This window comes from Microbacterium sp. C-MGS6 (assembly GCF_058140415.1).
The window spans coordinates 2193236-2214647 of the sequence record NZ_CM176934.1; the positions used below are offsets into that span (position 1 = coordinate 2193236).

Below are 21412 nucleotides of genomic sequence, written 5' to 3' on the forward strand. Positions count from 1 at the left end.
GTCACTCCGCCCAGGCGAGCAGACGCGACAGGCCCCACGTGGTGACGATGCGTGATGCCGGCACCCCGGCACGCTCCGCCCGCTCGGCTCCGTGGTCCAGGAGCGACAACTGGCCGGGGGCGTGTGCGTCGGAATCGATGGAGAACAGGCAACCGGCGTCGAGCGCGATCGCGATGAGCTCGTCCGGCGGATCCTGACGCTCGGGACGGGAGTTGATCTCCACGGCGACCCCGTTCTCCGCACAGGCCGCGAAGACGGCCGCGGCGTCGAAGGCCGAAGGCGGGCGCGTGCCACGGTCCCCCTGCACGAGACGACCCGTGCAATGCCCGAGGACGTTCACCCGCGGATGCGACACCGCGGCGATCATCCGCTTCGTCATCGCCCGGCCGTCCATGCGCAGCTTCGAGTGCACGGAGGCGACGACCACATCCAGCTCAGCGAGCACGGCGTCGTCCTGATCGAGGGCGCCGTCTTCGAGGATGTCCACCTCGATGCCGGCGAGCAACGTGAATCCGTCCCCCGACTGCGCCCGCACCTGCGGGATCTGCTCACGCAGCCGTTCCACCGAGAGACCTCGGGCCACGCGGAGGCGCGGCGAATGATCCGTGATGGCCTGGTACTCATGCCCCTGCGCGCGGGCTGCGGCGGCCATCACCTCGATGGAGGTCGTCCCGTCTGACCACTCGGTATGAGCGTGCAGGTCCCCGCGCAGCTTTCCACGGAGCGCAGACACCCGCTCAGGCTCGACGTCCCCGCGCAGTTCGATCAGATACTCCGGCACGTCACCGGCCTGAGCCTGCCGGATGACGGCGAAGGTCGACTCGCCGATGCCCTTGGCCGCCCGAAGACGGGTCGGGTCGTCCTGCACATCGGCAGGGAGGTCCTGGAATGTCGCGGCCGCCTGACGGAAGGCCTTGGCCCGGTAGCGTGACGCCCGCTCCCGCTCCAGCAGCGAGGCGATCTCGAGCAGCGCGTCGACCGGATCCATGGTCACTCCTGAGGGGCCGCCAGCTCGCGGCTCACGCCGATCCACTGGTCGAGCTTGGCCAGTGCACTCCCGTCGTCCACGGCAGCGGATGCACGGGCGAGCCCGTCGCGGAGGCGCTCGAGGATCGGCCGCTGCACCTGGGTCGCGTCCTGGGAGAGCTCGAAGGCGACGATCCCGGCGGCGGCGTTCAGGAGCACGATGTCCCGGACGGGCCCCTGCTCCCCCGCGAGCGTCCGCCGGAGCACGTCCGCGTTGTGGGCGGGAGACCCGCCGATGAGGTCGGACAGGTCGGCGAGGGGGATGCCCAGGTCGCGCGGGTCGAGATCGTGTTCATGGATGTCCCCGCGGGTGACCTCCCAGATCCTGCTGTGCCCTGTGGTCGTCAGCTCGTCCAGGCCGTCGTCGCCGCGGAACACCAGCGCCGTGGCCCCCCGCGTGCGGAAGACGCCGGTGATCAGCGGCACCCGCTCCATCTGTGCCACGCCGACCGCGTTCGCCTCCGCGCGCGCCGGGTTGCACAGCGGACCGAGCATGTTGAACACGGTCGGCACGCCGAGCTGCGACCGGACGGCACCCGCGTGCTTGAACCCGGGATGGAAGGCCCCGGCCCAGGCGAAGGTGATGCCTGTCCGGTCGAGGATCGAGGCGACGGCCGCCGGGTCGAGCGAGAGCTCGAGGCCGAGCGCACCGAGGACGTCGGAGGAGCCGGACGCGGAACTCGCCGCCCGATTCCCGTGCTTGACCACCGGGATGCCTGTCGCGCCGATGATCACGGCCGCCGTCGTCGAGACGTTCACCGTACCCACGCGGTCCCCACCCGTGCCGACGATGTCCAGCACATTCGGGGAGACCGGAAGCGGCACGGCCGCTTCGAGGATGGCGTCACGGAAGCCGACGATCTCATCGATCGTCTCGCCCTTCGCGCGCAGCGCCACGAGGAACCCCGCGAGCTGCGCCTCGGAGACCCCACCCTGCATGATCTGCCGCATGGCCCAGGTGGACTCCCAGACGCTGAGGTCGCGACGCTCCAGGAGAGAGGTGAGCACGTCGGACCAGGTCAGGGAATCAGCCATGTGTGCGATCCTATCGGCGCGGAGAAAACGTGCAGTGCGATCCGAGCGGGCGCGCAGACACCGAATGTGCGGCGTTTCCCGCGTATTCACCGGGTATTCGCAGTGTTTTCTTAGGGTCCCCTAAGTCACCGACGGGCGAATCGAGGGCCGGGGGTGCAAGAATCACGCTCGCGGATCGGCCATAATGGAGGGGTGACGACCTCAGCGACGTATGCCCCGGCGGCGAGAACCATCAAGCGGCCCAACCCGGTAGCTGTCGGCACCATTGTGTGGCTCGGCAGCGAGGTGATGTTCTTCGCGGGACTCTTCGCGATCTACTTCACCCTCCGCAGCACCTCACCCGAGCTGTGGGCCGACCGTACCGAGCTCCTGAACGTCCCCTTCGCGGCAGTGAACACGGCGATCCTCGTGCTCTCCTCGTTCACCTGCCAGATGGGTGTGTTCGCGGCGGAGGACCTGCAGCCGTACAAGATCGGCAAGGGACAGAAGAACGGCGCCGGCCGCCGTCGCCTGTTCGGCTGGGGCATGGTCGAGTGGTTCTTCCTCACCTTCGCCCTGGGCGCGATCTTCGTCTCCGGCCAGGTCTGGGAGTACGCACAGCTGGTCGCGGAGGGCATGCCCATCCAGGCTGACGCCTACGCCTCGGCCTTCTACCTGACCACCGGCTTCCACGCCCTCCACGTCACCGGCGGACTCGTCGCGTTCCTCCTGGTGATCGGCCGCGCGTACGCCGTCAAGAACTTCCGGCACAAGGAGGCGACCTCCTCGATCGTGGTGTCCTACTACTGGCACTTCGTCGACGTCGTCTGGATCGTGCTGTTCTTCGTTATCTACTTCCTGAAATAAGAGCGGAGCTGATCCCCGAGATGGCACGAGAGAAGAAGCGCCGTTCGAGCGGTCGTCGCAGCCCACTGGCGGCGGCCGCGCTCATCGGAGCAGGCCTCATGATCACCGGCGCTGTGTACGCGGGTGCGACCGCGGCATTCGCCGCCAACGACGCGCCCACGGCATCGACGCAGCTGACGGTCGAGGACGGCGAGAAGCTGTTCACGGCCAACTGCGCTACCTGCCACGGCCTCGACCTGGAGGGCACCCCCAACGGCCCGAGCCTCTACGGCGTCGGCGAGCTCGCGGTGGAGTTCCAGGTGTCGACCGGCCGCATGCCGCTGCAGATGCAGGGACCGCAGGCCCCGCAGAAGGAGCCGCAGTTCACCGAGGAGCAGATCCTCGCGATGGCGGCCTACGTGCAGTCCGAGGCCCCCGGACCGGAGTTCCCCTCCGAGAAGATCCTCGACGGCGAGGGCGACGTGGCGCACGGCGCCGAGCTCTTCCGCGTCAACTGCGCGATGTGCCACAACGTGGCCGCCGCCGGTGGCGCACTGACCGAGGGCAAGTACGCTCCGGCGATCACCGAGACCAGCGCGCTGCACATCTACGCCGCCATGGTCACCGGCCCGCAGAACATGCCGGTCTTCGGCGACATGAACCTGTCCGACGAGGACAAGCGCGACATCATCTCGGCTCTGCTCTTCCAGCAGCAGTCCGTCCAGATCGGCGGCTTCTCCCTCGGCTCGCTCGGACCGGTCTCCGAGGGCCTGTTCGTGTGGATCTTCGGTATCGGCGCTCTGGTCGCCATCACCGTGTGGATCACGGCGAAGTCCAACTGACGCTTATTCATCGAAGAGGAACGTACGAGGAGCACCATGGCACACGACGACGACTCGCAGGCTCTTGACAGGGCCTACCAGCCCTCTCCGGGGCTGGGTGTCGCAGTCAGCGATCCCGTGCAGAACCCCGGTCTTCCGCCGCACCGCGAGCGGATGACCGACAAGGACCCGCGCGCCGAGAAGACCGCGGTCCGCACCGTCTACACGCTGTTCTACCTGTCCCTCGCCGGGAGCATCTGGGCGGTCGCCGCCTACATGCTGTTCCCGATCGAGAGCGGCGCGCTCATCGACATCCGTCAGAACAACCTCTTCATCGGTCTCGGCATCGCGCTCGCGCTGCTGGCCCTCGGAATCGGTGCCATCCACTGGTCCAAGGCGCTGATGTCCGACAAGGAGTTCATCGAGCACCGCCACCCCACCCGGGGCAAGGACTCCACGCGTGAGGCCGCCATCAAGGCGTTCTCCGACGCGAACGAGGAGTCCGGGTTCGGACGCCGCACGATGATCCGCAACTCGCTGTTCGCCGCGATCGTGGCGTCGATCATCCCCGGCGTGACGCTGTTCCGCGGCCTCGCTCCGCACTCGACGCCGGACGACCCCACCGCGGGCGACCCGGTCGCGCTGCTGAAGCACACGATGTGGGACGAGGGCATGCGCCTGGTGCGCGACCCGGACGGCACCCCCATCCGCGCAGCGGACGTGACGCTCGGCTCCGCCTTCCACGTCATCCCCGAGGACCTCGCGGAGCTCGGGCACGACGAGGGCTACCTCGAGGAGAAGGCCAAGGCCATCGTGCTGATGATGCGCCTCCGCCCCGAGCAGCTCACTGAGGCCGAGGACCGCAAGGACTGGTCCTACGACGGCATCGTCGCCTACTCCAAGGTCTGCACGCACGTCGGCTGCCCCGTCGCGCTGTACGAGCAGCAGACCCACCACCTGCTGTGCCCGTGCCACCAGTCGCAGTTCGACGTCACGGACCACGCGAAGGTCATCTTCGGCCCGGCCGCCCGGCCGCTGCCCCAGCTGCCCATCACCGTGGATGACGAGGGCTACCTCATCGCACGCAGCGACTTCACCGAACCCGTCGGCCCGAGCTTCTGGGAGCGCCATTGAGCACCGCAACGCTGTCCAAGGACGAGAAGGACACCAAGGCGCCTCTCGGCGGCCGTTTCGTCGGCGCCGCGTCGAACTACATCGATGAGCGCACCAGCCTCTCGGGCTTCGTCAAGGAGCTCGGTCGCAAGATCTTCCCCGACCACTGGTCGTTCATGCTCGGTGAGATCGCGCTCTGGAGCTTCGTCGTCGTGTTCCTCTCCGGAACCTTCCTGACGTTCTTCTTCCAGGCCTCCATGGTGGAGACCCACTACACCGGCGCATACGCCCCCATGCGCGGCATCGCGATGTCGTCGGCCCTCGAGTCGACGCTGCACATCTCGTTCGACCTCCGCGGCGGTCTGCTGGTCCGCCAGATCCACCACTGGGCCGCGCTGGTGTTCATCGCCGGAATCGGTGTGCACATGCTCCGCGTGTTCTTCACGGGTGCGTTCCGCAAGCCGCGCGAGCTCAACTGGGTGATCGGCTTCGTGCTGTTCATCCTCGCGATGGCGGAGGGCTTCACCGGCTACTCGCTCCCCGACGACCTGCTCTCGGGTAACGGCCTCCGGATCATCGACGGCATGATCAAGGGTCTCCCGCTGATCGGCACCTGGACCTCGTTCCTCCTCTTCGGCGGCGAGTTCCCCGGTACCGACATCGTCGGACGCCTGTACACCCTGCACATCCTGCTGCTGCCGATGCTGGTCATCGCCTTCATCGCCGTGCACCTGATGCTCATGATCATCAACAAGCACACGCAGTTCGCCGGCCCCGGCCGGACGAACGACAACGTCGTGGGCTACCCGATGATGCCGGTCTACATGTCCAAGATGGGCGGCTACCTGTTCATCGTCTTCGGCACCATCGTGCTGATCGCGACGTTCTTCCAGATCAACCCGATCTGGAACTACGGACCGTACGACCCCTCCCCCGTCTCGGCGGGTACGCAGCCCGACTGGTACATCGGCTTCGCGGACGGCGCGCTCCGTCTGGCGCCGTCGAACTGGGACATCGTGTTCCTCGACCACACCTGGTCGTTCGGCATCCTGGCCCCGGTCGCCGTGCTCGGCCTGTTCATCGTCATCGTCGCGATCTACCCCTTCATCGAGGCGTGGGTCACCGGTGACAAGCGTGAGCACCACATCGCCCAGCGCCCGCGCAACGCGGCCACCCGCACCGCGATCGGCGTCGCCGGCGTCATCTTCTACGCGGTCCTGTGGGCGGCGGCCTCGTCCGACCTCATCGCGACGCACTTCATGCTCACCATGGAGGGTGTGATCCACACGCTGCAGGCGCTGCTGTTCCTCGGCCCGATCATCGGCTACTTCGTCACGAAGCGCATCTGCATCGCGCTCCAGAAGAAGGACCGCGAGATCGTCCTGCACGGCTTCGAGTCGGGCCGCATCGTGCGTCTCCCCGGCGGCGAGTTCATCGAGGTGCACCAGCCGGTCGACAAGTACGACCGCTGGAAGCTCATCGACATCGACGGTTACGAGCCGCTCGTCGTCCGTCCGAACGCGAAGGGCCGCATCCCGTGGACGGAGAACCTCCGCTCGGCGATGTCGCGTTGGTTCTTCGAGGATCGCCTCGCCCCGCTCACGCAGGCCGAGATCGATGCCGCGGACGCTCACCAGCACCACGTCACCGAGGGCAACGAGGCGGCGGAGGTCGCAGAGATCCAGGGCGCTCATGAGCGTGCCGGCTTCCCCGACGCCCCGCTCACTGTCGACGAGACGCACGTCGATGAGACTCCGAACACGCCCAGCTCGGTGATCTCCACCGAGCCGGTCAAGAAGCCTCGGAAGAAGAAGTCGGAGGACGACGAGTAATCGTCACCCCCCTCGTGAAGGCCCCGTCCGCTCGGACGGGGCCTTCGTCGTCTTCGCCCCGATGAGAGGATCGAATCATGTCATCCGTCGTCCGTCTCCTCCACGCACCCCAGCTCGCCGATGCCCCCGACGCCTATGCAGCCACCGCACCCGCGGACGCCCGTCTCGTCTTCCTCGCCGGAGCCTGCCCCCTCGAGGATGACGGCACGGCCACGGCTCCGGGCGACGACGCAGCGCGGGCCGCGGGGTGCGTGGAGACCGTGGAGCAGGCTCTCCAGGCCGCCGGCGCCACCCTGATGGATGTCATCAGTACGCGGGTCCTGGTGGCCTCTTCCGCGCAGCGCGAGCTCGTCACCGCCCGATGAGGCCACTCATCCGGTTCGCGACCGCCGCCGACCACGTCGTTCTCGAAGAGCTCGAGCGCGCCGCCGACCTCATCCTGATCGAGCGTTTCGGGGCGCGGTCGTGGCCACCCCCCACCTCGAACGAGGAACGCCAGGATGCCCCGGGGTTCGTCCTGGTGGCGGCTCTCCCCTCCCCCGCCGACGAGCATGCCGGCGATCCCGCGACGCCCGTCGGCTTCGCGCACGTCCTCGAGGTGGACGGGGAGGCGCACCTGGAGCAGCTCTCCGTGCGCCCGGAGCACGCCCGCCGCGGCGTCGGACGCGCGCTGGTGGTGGCCGCGCAGGAGGAGGCGCGACGTCGAGGCCATCGGCGCCTCACCTTGCGCACCTACGCGGACGTGCCGTGGAACGCCCCCTTCTACGCCCGGTGCGGCTTCGAGGAGTCCGCGCCGGACACCGACTTCCTGCGCGCGCTCGTCGGCGTCGAAGAACGGCTGAACCTCTCCGTCCACGGCCGACGGATCCAGATGACCGCACCGCTCTGAGGAGGATCGGCAGGATTCGTGCGATGCGCGACGGGAACACTCATCCGTGCGGCGCCCACGTTCCGTAATCTGAACTCATGATCGACCGTGCCGACTACTTCGCTGCCCGCCTCGCCTATGAGACCGACCCGAGCGACGTCCATGCTGATCGCGCCGCTGGCCGCCCCCTCGTCGTGGTCGACGTGCGCTCGACCGAAGCATGGGCTCAAGGGCGCGTCGCCGGAGCCGTCCACATGCACCACAGCGAGATCGCGGACAGGGCGCCGCGAGAGATCCCCCGCGACGCCGACGTGGTCGTGTACTGCTGGAGCCCGGGGTGCAACGGTGGTGTGCGCGGTGCGCTCGAGTTCGCGCGCCTCGGCTATCGCGTGCGCGAGATGATCGGCGGCTTCGAGTACTGGGTCCGCGAGGGGTACCCCGTCGAAGACGCCGACGGCGTGCACCATCGCCCGATCGACCCGCTCACCGGCATCCCCCGGATCCGTACCCGGGCTTGACCACGGCGCCCAAACGAGGAAGGCCCCCGGAGTGATCCGGGGGCCTTCCTCGTGTGCGGGGACTCAGCGGGCGAAGTTACCGCGGTAGTACTCGTAGACCCAGCCGACGATGGCGACCACGAAGATGGCCAGACCGATCGGGAGGAGGAAGTGCCCGACCGCGAGGCCCACGACGAACACGCCGGCCGATGCCGCGAGGACCAGCGGCCACCAGGACCACGGGCTGAACTCGCCGAGCTCGGGGTCGCCGTCGTCGATGTCCGACGTGAGGATGTCCTCAGGCAGCTCGCCGTTCTGCGCCTTGTGCGTCCGGTCCAGGTAGAACGCGACCATGGCGCCCATGAAGGCCGAGAAGAACAGGGCGACCGTGCCGACCCACTCGATCTGGTTCACGAGCGGAAGGCCGGGGTGAGCCAGGATGTTCCAGCCGGTGTAGACGACGCCGACGAGGGCGAAGAACGCGGTCAGGACCCACCAGATGATGACGTTGTCGCGCATGACTCAGTGGCCCTCTCGCTCGCCGGGTGCGGTGGTCGCGAACTCCGCGGCCTCCGGGTGGTTCAGGTCGAAGGCCGGACGCTCGCTACGGATGCGCGGGATCGACGTGAAGTTGTGCCGCGGCGGCGGGCACGAGGTGGCCCACTCGAGCGAGGCGCCGTAACCCCACGGGTCGTTCACCGTGACCTTGGGCGCCTTGCGTGCCGTGATCCAGACGTTCAGGAAGAACGGCAGCATCGAGGCACCGAGGATGATCGCGCCGATCGTGGAGACCTGGTTCTGCCAGGTCCAACCGTCCGCCGCGGAGTAATCCGCGTAGCGCCGGACCATGCCGTCGACACCGAGCCAGTGCTGGATGAGGAAGGTCATGTGGAAGCCCACGAACAGCATCCAGAAGTGCACGTAGCCGAGGCGCTCGTTGAGCATGCGGCCCGTCCACTTCGGCCACCAGAAGTAGAAGCCGGCGAACATGGCGAACACCACCGTGCCGAACACCACGTAGTGGAAGTGCGCCACGACGAAGTACGAGTCGCTGAGGTGGAAGTCCAGCGGCGGGGCCGCGAGGATCACACCGGTGAGACCACCGAAGACGAACGAGACGAGGAAGCCCAGTGCGAACACCATCGGCGTCTCGAAAGTCACCGAACCTCGCCAGAGCGTGCCGATCCAGTTGAAGATCTTCACACCCGTCGGCACCGCGATGAGCATCGTCATCAGGGCGAAGAACGGCAGGAGCACCGAGCCGGTGACGTACATGTGGTGCGCCCACACGGCCACGGACAGCGCGGCGATGGCGATCGTCGCGTAGACGAGGGTCTTGTATCCGAAGATCGGCTTCCGGCTGAACACCGGGAAGATCTCCGAGACGATGCCGAAGAACGGCAGCGCGATGATGTAGACCTCGGGGTGGCCGAAGAACCAGAACAGGTGCTGCCAGAGCAGGACTCCGCCGTTCTGCGGATCGTAGATGTGGGCACCGAGCACACGGTCGGCGGCGGCGGCGAAGATCGCCGCGGCCAGGACCGGGAAGGCCATCAGGATCAGCAGGCTGGTGATGAGCGTGTTCCAGCTGAAGATCGGCATGCGCCACATCGTCATGCCGGGCGCGCGCATCGTGATGATCGTCGTGATGAAGTTCACTGCACCGAGGATCGTGCCGAAGCCCGAGATGCCGAGACCGAGCATCCACAGGTTTCCGCCCGCTCCTGGCGAGAACGACGCGTTGGCCAACGGCTGATAGGCGAACCACCCGAACGAGGCCGCACCCTGCGGGGTGAGGAAGCCGGCGACCGCGATGGTCGAGCCGAACAGGAACAGCCAGAACGCGAAGGCGTTCAGACGCGGGAAGGCGACGTCCGGAGCACCGATCTGCAGCGGCAGGATCGCGTTGGCGAAGCCGGCGAACAGCGGCGTCGCGAACATCAGCAGCATGATCGTGCCGTGCATCGTGAACAGCTGGTTGTACTGCTCCTTCGTCGGGACGATCTGCATCCCCGGAGCGAACAGCTCAGCACGGATGACAAGCGCCATCACGCCACCGAGGAGGAAGAACATCACCGAGGCGATGAGGTACATGTACCCGATCGTCTTGTGGTCAGTGGAGGTGATCCACTTGACGACGATGTTGCCCTTCTGCTCCACGCGCGAGGAGCTCATCAGAGCGGCCTGACGCGCGGGCAAGGTGGTGGGACGGGAGCGGGGTGCCTCGTCGGTGCGAGGAGCTTCAGTGGTCGACATGGCTTACTCCTCTCCTTCCTCGGTTTCGGTCTTCCCGGAGGTGCCGGGGAGGTTCGAGAGACGGTCGTACGCGTCGGTGATGTCCCCGGTGTTGCCCTCTTCCTCGAGGGACTCGAGGTAGGCGTCGTACTCGTCCTGCGAGACGACCTTCACGTTGAAGAGCATCATCGAGTGGTACTCGCCGCAGAGCTCGGCGCACTTGCCGGCGTACTCGCCCTCGCGGGTGGGGATGAAGGACCAGGAGTTGTCCTTCCCGATGAACATGTCCTTCTTGTAGAGGAAGTCGATGATCCAGAAGGAGTGGATGACATCGCGCGACTGGAGGTTGATCGTGACCTTCTGGTCGACCGGGAGCACCAGCGTCGGCAGCTCGGACTGGTCGATGTTGCCTGCGGCGTCCGGCTGGGCCTGGATGCCCATCGTCCAGACGGTGTCCTCTTCGGTCTCACCGTTGTACTGGAAGTCCCACGCCCACTGCTTGGCGATCGCGGTGATCTCGACGTCGGGGTCATCCCACTTCGTCTCGATCTCGGTCTGATCGCGAGCCGTGAAGAAGAACATGCCGAGCACGAGGATGAGCGGCACGATCGTGTAGAAGATCTCGATCGGCATGTTGTAGCGCATCTGCACCGGGAGGCCGGTCTGGCCCTTGCGCCGGCGGTACGCGATCGCAGCCCAGGCCATGAGGCTCCAGGTGACGACGCCGACCGCGAGGAGAACGATCCAGGAGTTCACCCAGAGGGACGAGACGCGCTCCGTCTGGTTGGTTGCTGCCGGACCACCGTCCACGAAGCCCGGAAGAAAGCCGTTCAGCTCGGTGGGAGTACATCCCGCCAGAGCCACAGCTGCCACAACTCCCACAGGGAGTGCGGCCCAACGAAGGCGGCGTTTCGAGGGCACGATGCACCTTTCAGATCGCGGACAAGGCATGTTCAAGTCTAGAGCAACCTCACACCTGATTCATGCCAACCATGCAGGTTGAGAAGCGGAACGGCCGCCGTCACGCGAGGTGACGACGGCCGTTCGCGGGAAGAACCTGTCAGTGGAAGCTGTCGCCGCAGGCGCAGCTGCCCGCCGCGTTCGGGTTGTCGATCGTGAAGCCCTGCTCCGAGATGGTGTCCTTGAAGTCGATCGAGGCGCCGTCGAGGTAGGGAACGCTCATGTTGTCGACGATGACCTCGACGCCGTCGAAGTCGACCGTCTCGTCCCCCTCGAGGAAACGCTCGTCGAAGTAGAGCTGGTAGATCAGGCCCGAGCAGCCGCCGGGCTGCACGGCGACGCGCAGACGCAGGTCGTCGCGGCCCTCCTGCTCCAGGAGGTTCTTCACCTTCGTAGCGGCGGCGTCCGTCAGCTTGACGCCGTGTGCGCTGGTGGTCTCTGCGGACAGGATGGTGTCGCTCATGTCGCTCCTCATGACGGGCCGGGTACGGGCTCTTCGACGATTCTACCGCCGGTGGGGACGGAAGGCTCAGATCTCACGCGCGTTCATACGGGCGAGCAGCAGCGCCTCGGTCGCCACGGCGTGCCGGAAGGTGTCCAGATGCAGCGACTCGTTGGGGCTGTGCGCGCGGGAGTGCGGATCCTCCACGCCGGTGACGAGGATCTGCGCCTCGGGGAACTCCCGCACGAGATCCGCGATGAACGGGATCGACCCGCCGACACCGAGATCCACCGGGGGCACACCGTACCCGTCCCGCATGGCATCCCTGGTGAGCGCGACGGCCCACCCGCTCGTGTCCACGAGGAAAGGGTTGCCGAGGTCCACGTCGGAGAAGGTCAGCTCGGCACCGAAGGGCGCGTGTGCGCGGAGGTGACGCTCGAGAGCCTCGTACGCGTCCTGGCCGGACTGTCCGGGGGCCACACGCGCGCTGATGACCACGGTCACCTCAGGGAGCAGGGTGTTCGAAGCCGCGGCGACGCTCGTCGCATCGATGCCGATGACCGTGACGGAGGGCTTGTTCCAGATGCGGCTGAGGATCGTGCCGTCACCGATGGGCGTGGTCCCCGGCAGGAGCCCGGCCTCGTCGCGCAGCGTCTCCTCGGTGTACTCGGGGGTCTCGGCGTCCCGCGCCGTCATCCCCTCGACGGCGACGGAGCCGTCCTCGTGCCACAGTGTGGCGAGGAGCCGCACGGTCGCCATCATGGCATCGGGCACCGCTCCGCCGAACATCCCGGAGTGCGAGGCGTGGTCGAGCGTGCGCACCTTCATGGTGAAGCGCGCGTTGCCACGGAGCGAGACGGTCAGGCCGGGCGTGACCGAGTCCCAGTTGCCGGAGTCCGCGACCACGATCGCGTCGGCGCGGAGGGCGTCCTTGTTGTCGGAGAGGAACTGGGCGAAGGACCGCGAACCGTACTCCTCCTCCCCCTCGACGAACATCGCGATGCCGAGGTCGAGGTCGTCGCCGAGCACCTCCGCGACCGCGCGGATCGCCCCGATGTGCGCCATGATCCCCGCCTTGTCGTCTGCGGCGCCGCGGCCGTACAGGCGGCCGTCCCGCACGGTGGGCTCGAACGGCGGCGTCTCCCACAGGGCGTCGTCCCCCGGAGGCTGCACGTCGTGGTGGGCGTAGAGGAGGATCGTCGGCTTGCCATTCCGGGCCGCGCGCGTCGCGAGCACCGCGGGCTGACCCTGCTCGTCGGTGCCGGGGATGTCGGCACGGAGCACGGTCACCTCGTCGAAGACGCCGGTGCCACGCGCGAGGGTGGCGACGGCGTCGGCGCTGCGCTCCAGCTGCGTCTGATCGAAGGCAGGCCAGGCCATGCCGGGGATGCGCACGAGGTTCCCGAGGTCCGACAGCGCGGAGGGGATACCGGTGGCGACGGCTTCGAGGACGGCGGCGTCGGACTCGCTGGGAAGAGCAGGTGAGGTCATGCGAGTAATCTTAAGGCGACCCACCCCAGCGAACCGAGGAACCTCGTGGCCACTACCCCCGCCTCCCCTTCGACGAACGACGACGCCCCCCAGACGCCTGCCGTCGGCAAGGGACGCGCGACGCCGACCCGCGCCGAGCAGGAGGCCGCCCGTCGCCGCCCCCTCGTGGCGAACACCAAGGAGGCCAAGGCCGCGGCCCGCGCCGAGCTCAACGAGCGCCGCGCGAAGGCGCAGGCGGGCATGGCCGCAGGCGAGGAGAAGTACCTCCCCGCGCGCGACAAGGGCCCGCAGCGTCGGTGGGTGCGCGACTACGTGGACGCCGGCTGGCACCCCGCCGAGTTCGTCATGGGGGTCATGGTGCTCGTCATCCTGGCCTCGCTGCTGCCGACGAACATGATGATCTCGTTCTACGCGTACCTGTTCATGATGGCGTACCTCGTCATCGCGATCGGCGGCATGATCCTCCTCGGCATGCGGGTCAAGCGCAAGGCGGCCGCGAAGTTCGGCAACGACCGCGTCGAGAAGGGCCTCGGCTGGTACGCGGGTATGCGCGCCCTGCAGATGCGCTTCATGCGCCTGCCGAAGCCGCAGGTCAAGCGCGGGCAGTACCCGGACTGACCAGTCCCCGGTTGATCTCGCGGCCCCAGAACGGTCCGCGGTAGAGGAACGCCGTGTAGCCCTGGACCAGGGTGGCCCCGGCATCCAGACGCTCCTGCACATCCGCCGCCGTCTCGACACCGCCCACCGCGATCACGCAGAAGTCCTCGGGGACCGCGGTGCGGACGACCCGGAGGACCTCGAGCGACCGCTTCTTGAGCGGAGCACCGGAGAGACCGCCCGCGCCGGCCGCCTCGACAGCGGCCGCATCGGTGCGGAGCCCGTCCCGGCTGATCGTCGTGTTGTGCGCGATGATGCCCGCGAGCCCCTCCTCGACGGCGAGGCGCGCGATCGCGGCGATCTCGTCATCCGGCAGATCGGGGGCGATCTTCACGAGCAGCGGGGTCGCCCCGGCTGCCTCGCGGACGGCCCGCAGCAACGGCGCCAGCGTCTCGACGGCCTGCAGACCGCGAAGTCCAGGGGTGTTCGGCGACGAGACGTTGACGGCGAGGTAGTCGGCGAGCGGGGCCAGTCGGGTGGCCGACGCGACATAGTCCGCCACGGCGTCCTCGACGTCCACCACACGGCTCTTGCCGATGTTGACGCCGATCACCGTGTCGGGCGCGCCACGACGAAGCCGTGCGAGACGACGGGCTGCGGCATCCGCACCACGGTTGTTGAAGCCCATGCGGTTGATCACCGCGCGGTCCTCGACCAGTCGGAACAGCCGGGGCTTCGGATTGCCCTCCTGCGGGACGGCCGTGACCGTTCCGACCTCGACGTGCCCGAAGCCGAGGGCTGCCAGGCCACGGACGCCGACGGCGTTCTTGTCGAACCCGGCCGCAACGCCGAACGGCGAAGGGAACGTCAGCCCCAGCGCCTCGACCCGCAGGGAGGGGTCGGGCCGGGTCATCGCGCGCGTGGCCCACGAGAACGGCGGCACACCGAGCACGCGGATCACCGCCATACCGGCGTGGTGGGCGAACTCGGGATCGAAGCGCGAGAGGACGGCGCGGAAGAGCAGCGGATACATCCCTGCCAGATTACCGGTCCGCCGCCTCCGCCTTGGCGTGGTCGGCCCGGAGGTCGCCGATGGCGGACTCGAAGTCCTCGAGCGAGTCGAACGCCTGATAGACGCTCGCGAAGCGGAGGAACGCGACCTCGTCGAGCTCCCGGAGCGGTCCGAGGATCGCGAGGCCGATCTCGTTCGTGTCGAGCTGGGAGACACCGGTCTGCCGGACCGCCTCCTCCACGCGCTGCGCGAGGATCGCGAGGTCTGCCTCGGTCACGGGACGCCCCTGACAGGCCTTCCGCACTCCGGAGATGACCTTCTCCCTGCTGAACGGCTCCATGACGCCCGAGCGCTTGATGACGTTCAGGCTCGCGGTCTCCGTCGTCGAGAAACGTCCCCCGCATTCCGGACACTGGCGACGACGACGGATGGAGAGCCCGTCGTCGCTGGTGCGCGAGTCGATGACCCGGGAATCGGGGTGACGGCAGAAGGGGCAGTGCATCTGACAGATCCTACGCGGTGAAACGGGCCTCGATCGCCTCGCCGTGGGCGGGGAGCACCTCGGTGTCGGCCAGCGCGACGACGCCGTCCCGGACGGCGGCGAGGGCGTCGCGGTCGTACGACACGACCTGCTGCGGGCGGAGGAACGTGTACGCACCGAGGCCCGGGGCGTAGCGCGCCTGACCGCCCGTCGGCAGAACGTGGTTGCTGCCGGCCATGTAGTCGCCGAGACTGACCGGCGTCTGATCGCCGACGAACACGGCACCCGCGCTCGTGAAGACGGCGGCCGCCTCCTCCGCGTCGGCGAGGTGCAGTTCCAGGTGCTCCGGGGCGTAGGCATTGCTGAACGCGATCGCCGCCGCCCTGTCGTCCACGAGCACGATCGCCGACTGCGGCCCGGACAACGCCGCCGCGACGCGCTCGCTGTGCCGGGTGCGCGCAGCCTGCCGTTCGACCTCGGCCCTGACCTGCTCGGCGATCTCCACCGCGTCGGTCACGAGGACGGCCGAGGCCTGCTCGTCGTGCTCGGCCTGGCTGACGAGGTCGGCGGCGATGAGACGGGGGTCGGACGCGGCGTCCGCGACGACGAGGATCTCGGTCGCGCCGGCCTCGGAGTCCGTGCCGACGACCCCGGCCACGGCACGCTTCGCCGACGCGACGTAGTTGTTGCCCGGTCCGGATACCACGTCGACCGGATCGAGTCCCAGGCTCGCGACGCCGTGGGCGAGTGCTCCGATGGCTCCGGCCCCGCCCATCGCATAGACCTCGGAGACGCCGAGCAGCGCCGCCGCGGCGAGGATCGTCGGGTGGACACGGCCGTCCTGATCCGCCTGCGGCGGCGAGGCGAGGGCGATCTGCTGCACCCCGGCGACCTGCGCGGGGACGACGTTCATGACCACGCTGGACGGGTAGACGGCTTTGCCCCCGGGGATGTACACCCCGACGCGAGACACCGGCTGCCACCGCTGCGTGATGGTCGCTCCCTCGCCGATCCGCGTCACCTGCGGGGCGGGGACCTGCGCGGCCGAGGCGAGACGCACACGGCGGATGGCCTCCTCGAGCGCTGCGCGGACCGTGGGAGTGAGATCCGACAGGGCTTCCGCGAGGTGGGACTCCGGAACACGAACCGCGTGACCGACGACGCGGTCGAAGCGCTCCGCCTGCTCGCGCAGCGCGTCCTCGCCGCGTTCCCGCACGTCGTCCACGAGGCGCGCCGCGGTGTCGAGCGCCTCGGCCCGAGCCTGGGTCGCGCGCGGGACGGCGGCGAGCATGTCAGCGGGCGAGAGCTCGCGCCCCCGCAGATCGATCGTGCGCATGTCAGCCCTTCGTGATGCCGGCGATGTCGTGGAGGTAGCCGATACGGCCGTCGTCGTGACGCACGACGAAGGCGCCGCCCCGGTCCTCGATCACGAGTGCCCAGGCGGTCGGGCCGATGCGGAAGATCGGCTCTCCGCGTTCGTCGTGCACGTCGCGCTCCGTCGGGGCGAGGATCCAGAAGGGCTGCGCCTCAGCAGCACTCTGTCGCGGAGCGGCAGCCTGCGGATCGGCGTGGTCGCTGATCACCGGGTGCACAGCGGTCGCGTCGTCCGGTGTCGGCTCCTGGGCGGCGGCGAGCTCCTCCTCGGAGAGTGCCTTGGCGCCGAGCAGCGACTCGATGCTGCCGGTGTCGGACACGATCTCGGGCTGCTCCCCGCGGGAACGCCGCGAGTAGACCGGGGTGTACTCGGGTTCCGAGGTGACAGGGACGGTTCCGGTCCCCCCACCCGAGGCGTGTGCGGTGAGCGGAACGCGATCCGCGTCGTCCACGGAGGCGCCGCGGTCGGCGGTGGCCGTCTCACGGACGTCGACGGCGTCGTCCTGGTCCGCGGGGGTCGGCTCGAGGTGGGCATCGGCGATCACGGCCGTCTCATCCGCCGCAGGAGAGCTCGGGGGGACGGCGTCCGCAGACGCCTCGACAGCCGCCTCGGCCGCCGATCCACTCGGCGTCGCCTCGGGACGCGGGCGTGCGATCACCGGGCGCACGGGGTTCGCGTTGCGGTGGGCGAGCGTGACGAGCCGCCCCTGGAAATCCTCCTTGAGCCCCGGGATGAGAGGCGCGAAGACGGTGAGGACGACGAGGGCGGTGGAGGTGATGACCTGCACGACCGCGTTCCAGGGCAGCCCCCAGTTCCCCGTGGAGATGACCGCCGAGAGGGCGAGCCACAGGTTGCCGGCCCACACGCAGGCCGCGACCGAGAACGCCACGGAGGCGAACTGGTCGATGCCGAGCGAACCGACGCGACGGATGCCGTCCGGCGAGAAGCGCCGGAGGACGAGGAGGAAGACGGCCACCGTGGGCACGCCGATCGGCAGGATCCACTGGATGCCGATGCCCCACAGGGAGATGCCGCCGCTGAGCGGGAAGAAGGAGACGAGGAAGGAGACCAGCCAGACGCCCACGATCAGCAGCTCGCGCAGCGTGAAGCCGAGGATGCCGTACTCCGGCGTGACCTCGTCGTCGTAGAGGACGCCGTCCTCATCGCTGAACACCGCTTCGGCGTCCGGCTCGGGAAGATCCGTGCTCATAGTCGTCCTTTCCTCATCGGCGCACCACGACTTTCCGGTGCTCTCGACGGCTCCCGATCCTACCCGCTCACCCCAGACAGGTTGGTCCGAGCAGAGACTTGAGGTCACCGAAGAGGTCGGCAGAGACCTTCACCGGCATGGGCACCTCGAACACCTTCGCCGTGCCCGCGCGGTGCACGCGGAGCAGCACCTCGGTGTCCCCGCTGTGCCGCCGGAGGACCTCGGCCAGCTCCGTCATGACCCGCTCGGTGGCGCGCTGCTCGGCGAGGACGAGCGACAGCGGGCCTGCAGCGTCGAAGGAGCCGACGTCGGGTGCGAACGCGGACTGCGCATGCAGGTTCAGCCCGTCGTCACGGCGCGAGACCCGTCCACGCACCGCGAGGATGGCGTCCTGCTGCAGGGTGTGCTGGAACTCGAGGTAGGTCTTGCCCATGAACATCACGGTGACCTCACCGTTGAAGTCCTCCACGGTGATCATGCCGTACGGGTTCCCACTCGCCTTCGCCACACGATGCTGCACGCTGGTGACGAGGCCCGCCACGGTGACCTGATCGCCGTCCTGCAGATCCTCGGAGTTGTTGAGGTCGTGGATGGAGATCGAGGCGTGCTTCGCGAGCGGCACCTCGAGACCGGCGAGCGGATGATCCGAGACGTAGAGGCCGAGCATCTCGCGCTCGAACGCGAGCTTGTCCTTCTTGATCCATTCCGGACGTGGGGGCACCTTCGCGGGCGCCGCCTCCTCCATACCGTCGTAGAGACTGTCGAAATCGAAGCCGATGGCGCCCTGCGCCTCGTTCCGCTTCCTGTCGACCGCCGCCTCCACGGCGTCTTCATGGATCTCGAGGAGCGCCCGGCGGGTGTCCCCCATCGAGTCGAAGGCACCGGCCTTGATGAGCGATTCGACCGTGCGCTTGTTGGCGACGTGCAGGGGAACCTTGTCGAGGAAGTGATGGAAGGACGTGAACCGCTCGTCCTTGCGGGACTGCACGATGCCGTCGACGACGTTCGTGCCGACGTTGCGGACCGCGCCGAGACCGAAGCGGATGTCGTCGCCGACGGCCGCGAAGAAGTTGATCGACTCGGAGACGTCCGGCGGCAGCACCTTGATGCCCATCCGGCGGCACTCGTTCAGGTAGAGCGCCATCTTGTCCTTCGAGTCGCCGACGCTCGTCAGGAGCGCGGCCATGTACTCGGCCGGGTAGTGCGCCTTGAGGTACGCGGTCCAGTACGACACGAGACCGTACGCAGCGGAGTGCGCTTTGTTGAAGGCGTAGTCGGAGAACGGCAGGAGGATGTCCCAGAGCGCCTTGACCGCCCCCTCGCCGAAGCCGCGTTCGGTCATTCCGGCCGCGAACCCCGCGTACTGCTTGTCCAGCTCGGACTTCTTCTTCTTGCCCATCGCGCGGCGCAGGATGTCGGCTTGACCGAGGCTGAATCCGGCGACCTTCTGCGCGATCGCCATGACCTGCTCCTGGTAGATGATGAGTCCGTAGGACTCCTCCAGGATCTCCGCGAGCGGTTCCGCCAGTTCGGGATGGATCGGGGAGATCTCCTGCTGACCGTTCTTGCGCAGCGCGTAGTTGGTGTGGGAGTTCGCTCCCATCGGTCCAGGACGGTACAGCGCGATGAGGGCCGAGATGTCGCCGAAGTTGTCCGGCTTCATGAGTCGCATGAGCGAGCGCAGCGGCGGGCTGTCGAGCTGGAACACGCCGAGGGTGTCGCCACGGGCCAGCAGTTCGTAGACGGCGGGGTCATCGAGCCCGAGGTGCTCCAGATCGAGCTCCTCGCCGCGGTTCATCCGGATGTTGTCCAGCGCGTCCGAGATGATCGTCAGGTTCCGGAGGCCCAGGAAGTCCATCTTGATGAGGCCGAGGGACTCGCACGACGGGTAGTCGAACTGCGTGACGATCTGGCCGTCCTGCTCCCGGCGCATGATCGGGATGATGTCGAGCAGGGGCTCGGACGACATGATGACGCCGGCGGCATGCACGCCCCACTGCCGCTTCAACCCCTCGAGCCCGAGAGCCCGGTCGAAGACGGTCTTCGCCTCCGGATCGGTCTCGATGAGGGCGCGGAACTCGCTGGCCTCCTTGTAGCGGGGGTGCGCGGAATCGAACATGCCGTCCAGCGGCATGTCCTTGCCCATCACCGCCGGGGGCATCGCCTTGGTGAGCCGCTCCCCCATGCTGAACGGGAACCCGAGCACGCGACCGGCGTCCTTGAGGGCCTGCTTCGACTTGATCGTGCCGTAGGTGACGATCTGCGCGACGCGCTCGGAGCCGTACTTCCGGGTCACGTACTCGATGACCTCGCCGCGGCGACGATCGTCGAAGTCGACGTCGAAGTCGGGCATCGAGACGCGGTCGGGGTTGAGGAAGCGCTCGAAGATCAGACCGTGCTCGAGGGGATCGAGATCCGTGATCTTCATCGCGTAGGCGACCATCGAGCCGGCACCGGAGCCACGACCCGGGCCGACGCGGATGCCGTTGTCCTTCGCCCAGTTGATGAAGTCGGCGACGACGAGGAAGTAGCCGGGGAAGCCCATCTGCAGGATGATCCCGGTCTCGTACTCGGCCTGCTTGCGCACCTTGTCCGGGATGCCGCTGGGGTACCGGTAGTGGAGGCCCTTCTCGACCTCCTTGATCAGCCAGCTGTCCTCGGTCTCGCCGTCCGGGACCGGGAACCGCGGCATGTAGTTCGCCGAGGTGTTGAACTCGACCTCGCAGCGCTCGGCGATCAGGAGCGTGTTGTCGCAGGCCTCCGGGTGGTCCCGGAAGAGCTGCCGCATCTCGGCGGCGGTCTTGATGTAGTAGCCGTCGCCGTCGAACTTGAAGCGGTTCGGGTCGTCGAGCGTGGAGCCGGACTGCACGCACAGCAGGGCGGCGTGGGCGTCGGCCTCGTGCTGGTGGGTGTAGTGCGAGTCGTTGGTGGCCACGAGCGGGATGCCGAGGTCTTTCGCGAGCCGCAGCAGGTCGGTCATGACACGGCGCTCGATGGAGAGACCGTGGTCCATGATCTCGGCGAAGTAGTTCTCCTTGCCGAAGATGTCCTGGAACTCCGCCGCCGCGGCCCTGGCGGCGTCGTACTGGCCGAGCCGGAGCCGGGTCTGCACCTCCCCCGACGGGCACCCCGTCGTGGCGATGAGACCCTTGCCGTACGTCTGGAGCAGCTCGCGGTCCATGCGGGGCTTGAAGTAGTAGCCCTCCATGCTCGACAGCGAGCTCAGCCGGAAGAGGTTGTGCATGCCCTCGGTGCTCTGGCTCCACATGGTCATGTGGGTGTAGGCGCCCGAACCCGAGACGTCGTCGCTGCGCTGGTCCGCCGAGCCCCACTGCACCCGGGTCTTGTCGCTGCGGTGCGTGCCCGGGGTGACGTAGGCCTCGAGACCGACGATGGGTTTGATGCCGGCGTTGCGCGCGGCGTTGTAGAACTCGAACGCCGCGAAGGTGTTCCCGTGGTCCGTCACCGCGATCGCCGGCATGCCGTAATCGGCGGCCGCCTGGGTCATCGCGTTGATCTTCGCGGCCCCGTCGAGCATCGAGTACTCGCTGTGCACGTGCAGGTGGACGAAGGAGTCGGATGCCATGCTTCG

Annotated in this window: 20 protein-coding genes; 8 read left to right on the top strand and 12 right to left on the bottom strand. The window is 68.0% G+C overall.

The annotated features are described in order from the left end of the window. Nucleotide 1: 1 nt before the first annotated feature. Both AC3B5L_RS10725 and trpD read right to left on the bottom strand, forming a co-directional pair. Nucleotides 2–988 (bottom strand): PHP domain-containing protein, encoded by a 987-nt coding sequence (locus AC3B5L_RS10725; RefSeq protein WP_187661769.1) that lies wholly within the window; start codon nucleotides 986–988, stop codon nucleotides 2–4. Nucleotides 989–990: 2 nt separating this feature from the next. Further along, on the bottom strand, nucleotides 991–2061 hold the full coding sequence (trpD, locus tag AC3B5L_RS10730) for an anthranilate phosphoribosyltransferase (protein ID WP_187661770.1): 1071 nt from the start codon (nucleotides 2059–2061) through the stop codon (nucleotides 991–993). A 192-nt stretch (nucleotides 2062–2253) separates the two neighbouring features. Between trpD and ctaE the strand changes: the two genes are divergently transcribed. The 7 genes from ctaE (at nucleotide 2254) to AC3B5L_RS10765 (ending at nucleotide 8038) form a co-directional block, all read left to right on the top strand. Beyond that, entirely contained in the window at nucleotides 2254–2907 is a 654-nt protein-coding gene (gene ctaE, locus AC3B5L_RS10735; protein ID WP_101845082.1) for an aa3-type cytochrome oxidase subunit III, read from the top strand. 20 nt (nucleotides 2908–2927) lie between these two features. Then, the gene (gene qcrC / locus AC3B5L_RS10740) at nucleotides 2928–3728 is read left to right on the top strand and encodes a cytochrome bc1 complex diheme cytochrome c subunit (protein WP_187661771.1); all 801 of its coding nucleotides are present in this window, start codon (nucleotides 2928–2930) and stop codon (nucleotides 3726–3728) included. Between the two features lie 36 nt (nucleotides 3729–3764). Further along, a complete protein-coding gene (qcrA, locus tag AC3B5L_RS10745; RefSeq protein WP_187661772.1) occupies nucleotides 3765–4841 on the top strand; it encodes a cytochrome bc1 complex Rieske iron-sulfur subunit in 1077 nt (358 codons plus the stop codon). Then, nucleotides 4838–6652: a cytochrome bc1 complex cytochrome b subunit gene (gene qcrB, locus AC3B5L_RS10750; RefSeq protein WP_259954717.1), complete on the top strand. Its 1815-nt coding sequence runs from the start codon at nucleotides 4838–4840 to the stop codon at nucleotides 6650–6652. The genes qcrA and qcrB overlap by 4 nt, the downstream gene beginning before the upstream one ends. A 77-nt stretch (nucleotides 6653–6729) precedes the next feature. Continuing rightward, nucleotides 6730–7017 (top strand): Rid family hydrolase, encoded by a 288-nt coding sequence (locus AC3B5L_RS10755; RefSeq protein WP_259954718.1) that lies wholly within the window; start codon nucleotides 6730–6732, stop codon nucleotides 7015–7017. Beyond that, on the top strand, nucleotides 7014–7541 hold the full coding sequence (locus AC3B5L_RS10760) for a GNAT family N-acetyltransferase (RefSeq protein ID WP_259954720.1): 528 nt from the start codon (nucleotides 7014–7016) through the stop codon (nucleotides 7539–7541). Before AC3B5L_RS10755 ends, AC3B5L_RS10760 begins: the two co-directional genes overlap by 4 nt. 77 nt (nucleotides 7542–7618) lie before the next feature. Further along, a complete protein-coding gene (locus AC3B5L_RS10765; RefSeq protein WP_187661776.1) occupies nucleotides 7619–8038 on the top strand; it encodes a rhodanese-like domain-containing protein in 420 nt (139 codons plus the stop codon). Nucleotides 8039–8101: 63 nt separating this feature from the next. Here the strand turns inward: AC3B5L_RS10765 and AC3B5L_RS10770 are convergent, their stop codons facing one another. The 5 genes from AC3B5L_RS10770 to AC3B5L_RS10790 all read right to left on the bottom strand — a co-directional run bounded on the left by AC3B5L_RS10770 (nucleotide 8102) and on the right by AC3B5L_RS10790 (nucleotide 13145). After that, nucleotides 8102–8536, bottom strand: coding sequence for a cytochrome c oxidase subunit 4 (locus AC3B5L_RS10770; RefSeq protein WP_025105064.1), 435 nt, complete (start codon nucleotides 8534–8536; stop codon nucleotides 8102–8104). 3 nt (nucleotides 8537–8539) lie between these two features. Continuing rightward, the gene (gene ctaD / locus AC3B5L_RS10775; RefSeq protein WP_187661777.1) at nucleotides 8540–10273 is read right to left on the bottom strand and encodes an aa3-type cytochrome oxidase subunit I; all 1734 of its coding nucleotides are present in this window, start codon (nucleotides 10271–10273) and stop codon (nucleotides 8540–8542) included. A gap of 3 nt (nucleotides 10274–10276) precedes the next feature. Then, nucleotides 10277–11173, bottom strand: a complete 897-nt coding sequence (ctaC, locus tag AC3B5L_RS10780; protein WP_187661778.1) for an aa3-type cytochrome oxidase subunit II — start codon at nucleotides 11171–11173, stop codon at nucleotides 10277–10279. A gap of 139 nt (nucleotides 11174–11312) precedes the next feature. Next, nucleotides 11313–11675, bottom strand: coding sequence for an iron-sulfur cluster insertion protein ErpA (gene erpA, locus AC3B5L_RS10785; protein ID WP_187661779.1), 363 nt, complete (start codon nucleotides 11673–11675; stop codon nucleotides 11313–11315). A 66-nt stretch (nucleotides 11676–11741) separates the two neighbouring features. After that, nucleotides 11742–13145, bottom strand: a complete 1404-nt coding sequence (locus AC3B5L_RS10790; protein ID WP_187661780.1) for a dipeptidase — start codon at nucleotides 13143–13145, stop codon at nucleotides 11742–11744. Between the two features lie 45 nt (nucleotides 13146–13190). Here AC3B5L_RS10790 and AC3B5L_RS10795 point away from each other — a divergent pair, with 45 nt between their 5' ends. Beyond that, complete coding sequence (locus AC3B5L_RS10795) at nucleotides 13191–13763, top strand: DUF3043 domain-containing protein (RefSeq protein WP_259954721.1); 573 nt, start codon at nucleotides 13191–13193, stop codon at nucleotides 13761–13763. On the opposite strand, the gene AC3B5L_RS10800 is transcribed toward AC3B5L_RS10795, so the two are convergent. The 5 genes from AC3B5L_RS10800 to dnaE all read right to left on the bottom strand — a co-directional run bounded on the left by AC3B5L_RS10800 (nucleotide 13738) and on the right by dnaE (nucleotide 21406). After that, nucleotides 13738–14775 carry a quinone-dependent dihydroorotate dehydrogenase gene (locus tag AC3B5L_RS10800; RefSeq protein ID WP_259954722.1) on the bottom strand — a complete coding sequence of 346 codons (1038 nt, stop codon included), beginning with the start codon at nucleotides 14773–14775 and terminating at the stop codon, nucleotides 13738–13740. The genes AC3B5L_RS10795 and AC3B5L_RS10800 overlap by 26 nt on opposite strands. Nucleotides 14776–14785: 10 nt before the next feature. Then, nucleotides 14786–15256: a transcriptional regulator NrdR gene (nrdR, locus tag AC3B5L_RS10805; protein WP_187661782.1), complete on the bottom strand. Its 471-nt coding sequence runs from the start codon at nucleotides 15254–15256 to the stop codon at nucleotides 14786–14788. A 10-nt stretch (nucleotides 15257–15266) separates the two neighbouring features. Further along, the gene (gene hisD, locus AC3B5L_RS10810; RefSeq protein WP_259954723.1) at nucleotides 15267–16571 is read right to left on the bottom strand and encodes a histidinol dehydrogenase; all 1305 of its coding nucleotides are present in this window, start codon (nucleotides 16569–16571) and stop codon (nucleotides 15267–15269) included. A 1-nt stretch (nucleotide 16572) separates the two neighbouring features. Further along, on the bottom strand, nucleotides 16573–17820 hold the full coding sequence (locus AC3B5L_RS10815; protein WP_280564144.1) for a hypothetical protein: 1248 nt from the start codon (nucleotides 17818–17820) through the stop codon (nucleotides 16573–16575). Between the two features lie 67 nt (nucleotides 17821–17887). Next, the gene (dnaE, locus tag AC3B5L_RS10820; RefSeq protein WP_187661785.1) at nucleotides 17888–21406 is read right to left on the bottom strand and encodes a DNA polymerase III subunit alpha; all 3519 of its coding nucleotides are present in this window, start codon (nucleotides 21404–21406) and stop codon (nucleotides 17888–17890) included. Between the last annotated feature and the right edge of the window lie 6 nt (nucleotides 21407–21412).

Bases quoted from the DNA above. Each gene is read 5' to 3' on its own strand.
- qcrA (WP_187661772.1), top strand. From the start codon at position 3,765: ATGGCACACGACGACGACTCGCAGGCTCTTGACAGGGCCTACCAGCCC.
- AC3B5L_RS10755 (WP_259954718.1), top strand. From the start codon at position 6,730: ATGTCATCCGTCGTCCGTCTCCTCCACGCACCCCAGCTCGCCGATGCC.
- erpA (WP_187661779.1), bottom strand. From the start codon at position 11,675: ATGAGCGACACCATCCTGTCCGCAGAGACCACCAGCGCACACGGCGTC.
- ctaD (WP_187661777.1), bottom strand. From the start codon at position 10,273: ATGTCGACCACTGAAGCTCCTCGCACCGACGAGGCACCCCGCTCCCGT.
- qcrC (WP_187661771.1), top strand. From the start codon at position 2,928: ATGGCACGAGAGAAGAAGCGCCGTTCGAGCGGTCGTCGCAGCCCACTG.
- AC3B5L_RS10790 (WP_187661780.1), bottom strand. From the start codon at position 13,145: ATGACCTCACCTGCTCTTCCCAGCGAGTCCGACGCCGCCGTCCTCGAA.
- AC3B5L_RS10760 (WP_259954720.1), top strand. From the start codon at position 7,014: ATGAGGCCACTCATCCGGTTCGCGACCGCCGCCGACCACGTCGTTCTC.
- nrdR (WP_187661782.1), bottom strand. From the start codon at position 15,256: ATGCACTGCCCCTTCTGCCGTCACCCCGATTCCCGGGTCATCGACTCG.
- AC3B5L_RS10770 (WP_025105064.1), bottom strand. From the start codon at position 8,536: ATGCGCGACAACGTCATCATCTGGTGGGTCCTGACCGCGTTCTTCGCC.
- AC3B5L_RS10725 (WP_187661769.1), bottom strand. From the start codon at position 988: ATGGATCCGGTCGACGCGCTGCTCGAGATCGCCTCGCTGCTGGAGCGG.
- trpD (WP_187661770.1), bottom strand. From the start codon at position 2,061: ATGGCTGATTCCCTGACCTGGTCCGACGTGCTCACCTCTCTCCTGGAG.
- hisD (WP_259954723.1), bottom strand. From the start codon at position 16,571: ATGCGCACGATCGATCTGCGGGGGCGCGAGCTCTCGCCCGCTGACATG.
- AC3B5L_RS10800 (WP_259954722.1), bottom strand. From the start codon at position 14,775: ATGTATCCGCTGCTCTTCCGCGCCGTCCTCTCGCGCTTCGATCCCGAG.
- AC3B5L_RS10765 (WP_187661776.1), top strand. From the start codon at position 7,619: ATGATCGACCGTGCCGACTACTTCGCTGCCCGCCTCGCCTATGAGACC.
- AC3B5L_RS10815 (WP_280564144.1), bottom strand. From the start codon at position 17,820: ATGAGCACGGATCTTCCCGAGCCGGACGCCGAAGCGGTGTTCAGCGAT.
- dnaE (WP_187661785.1), bottom strand. From the start codon at position 21,406: ATGGCATCCGACTCCTTCGTCCACCTGCACGTGCACAGCGAGTACTCG.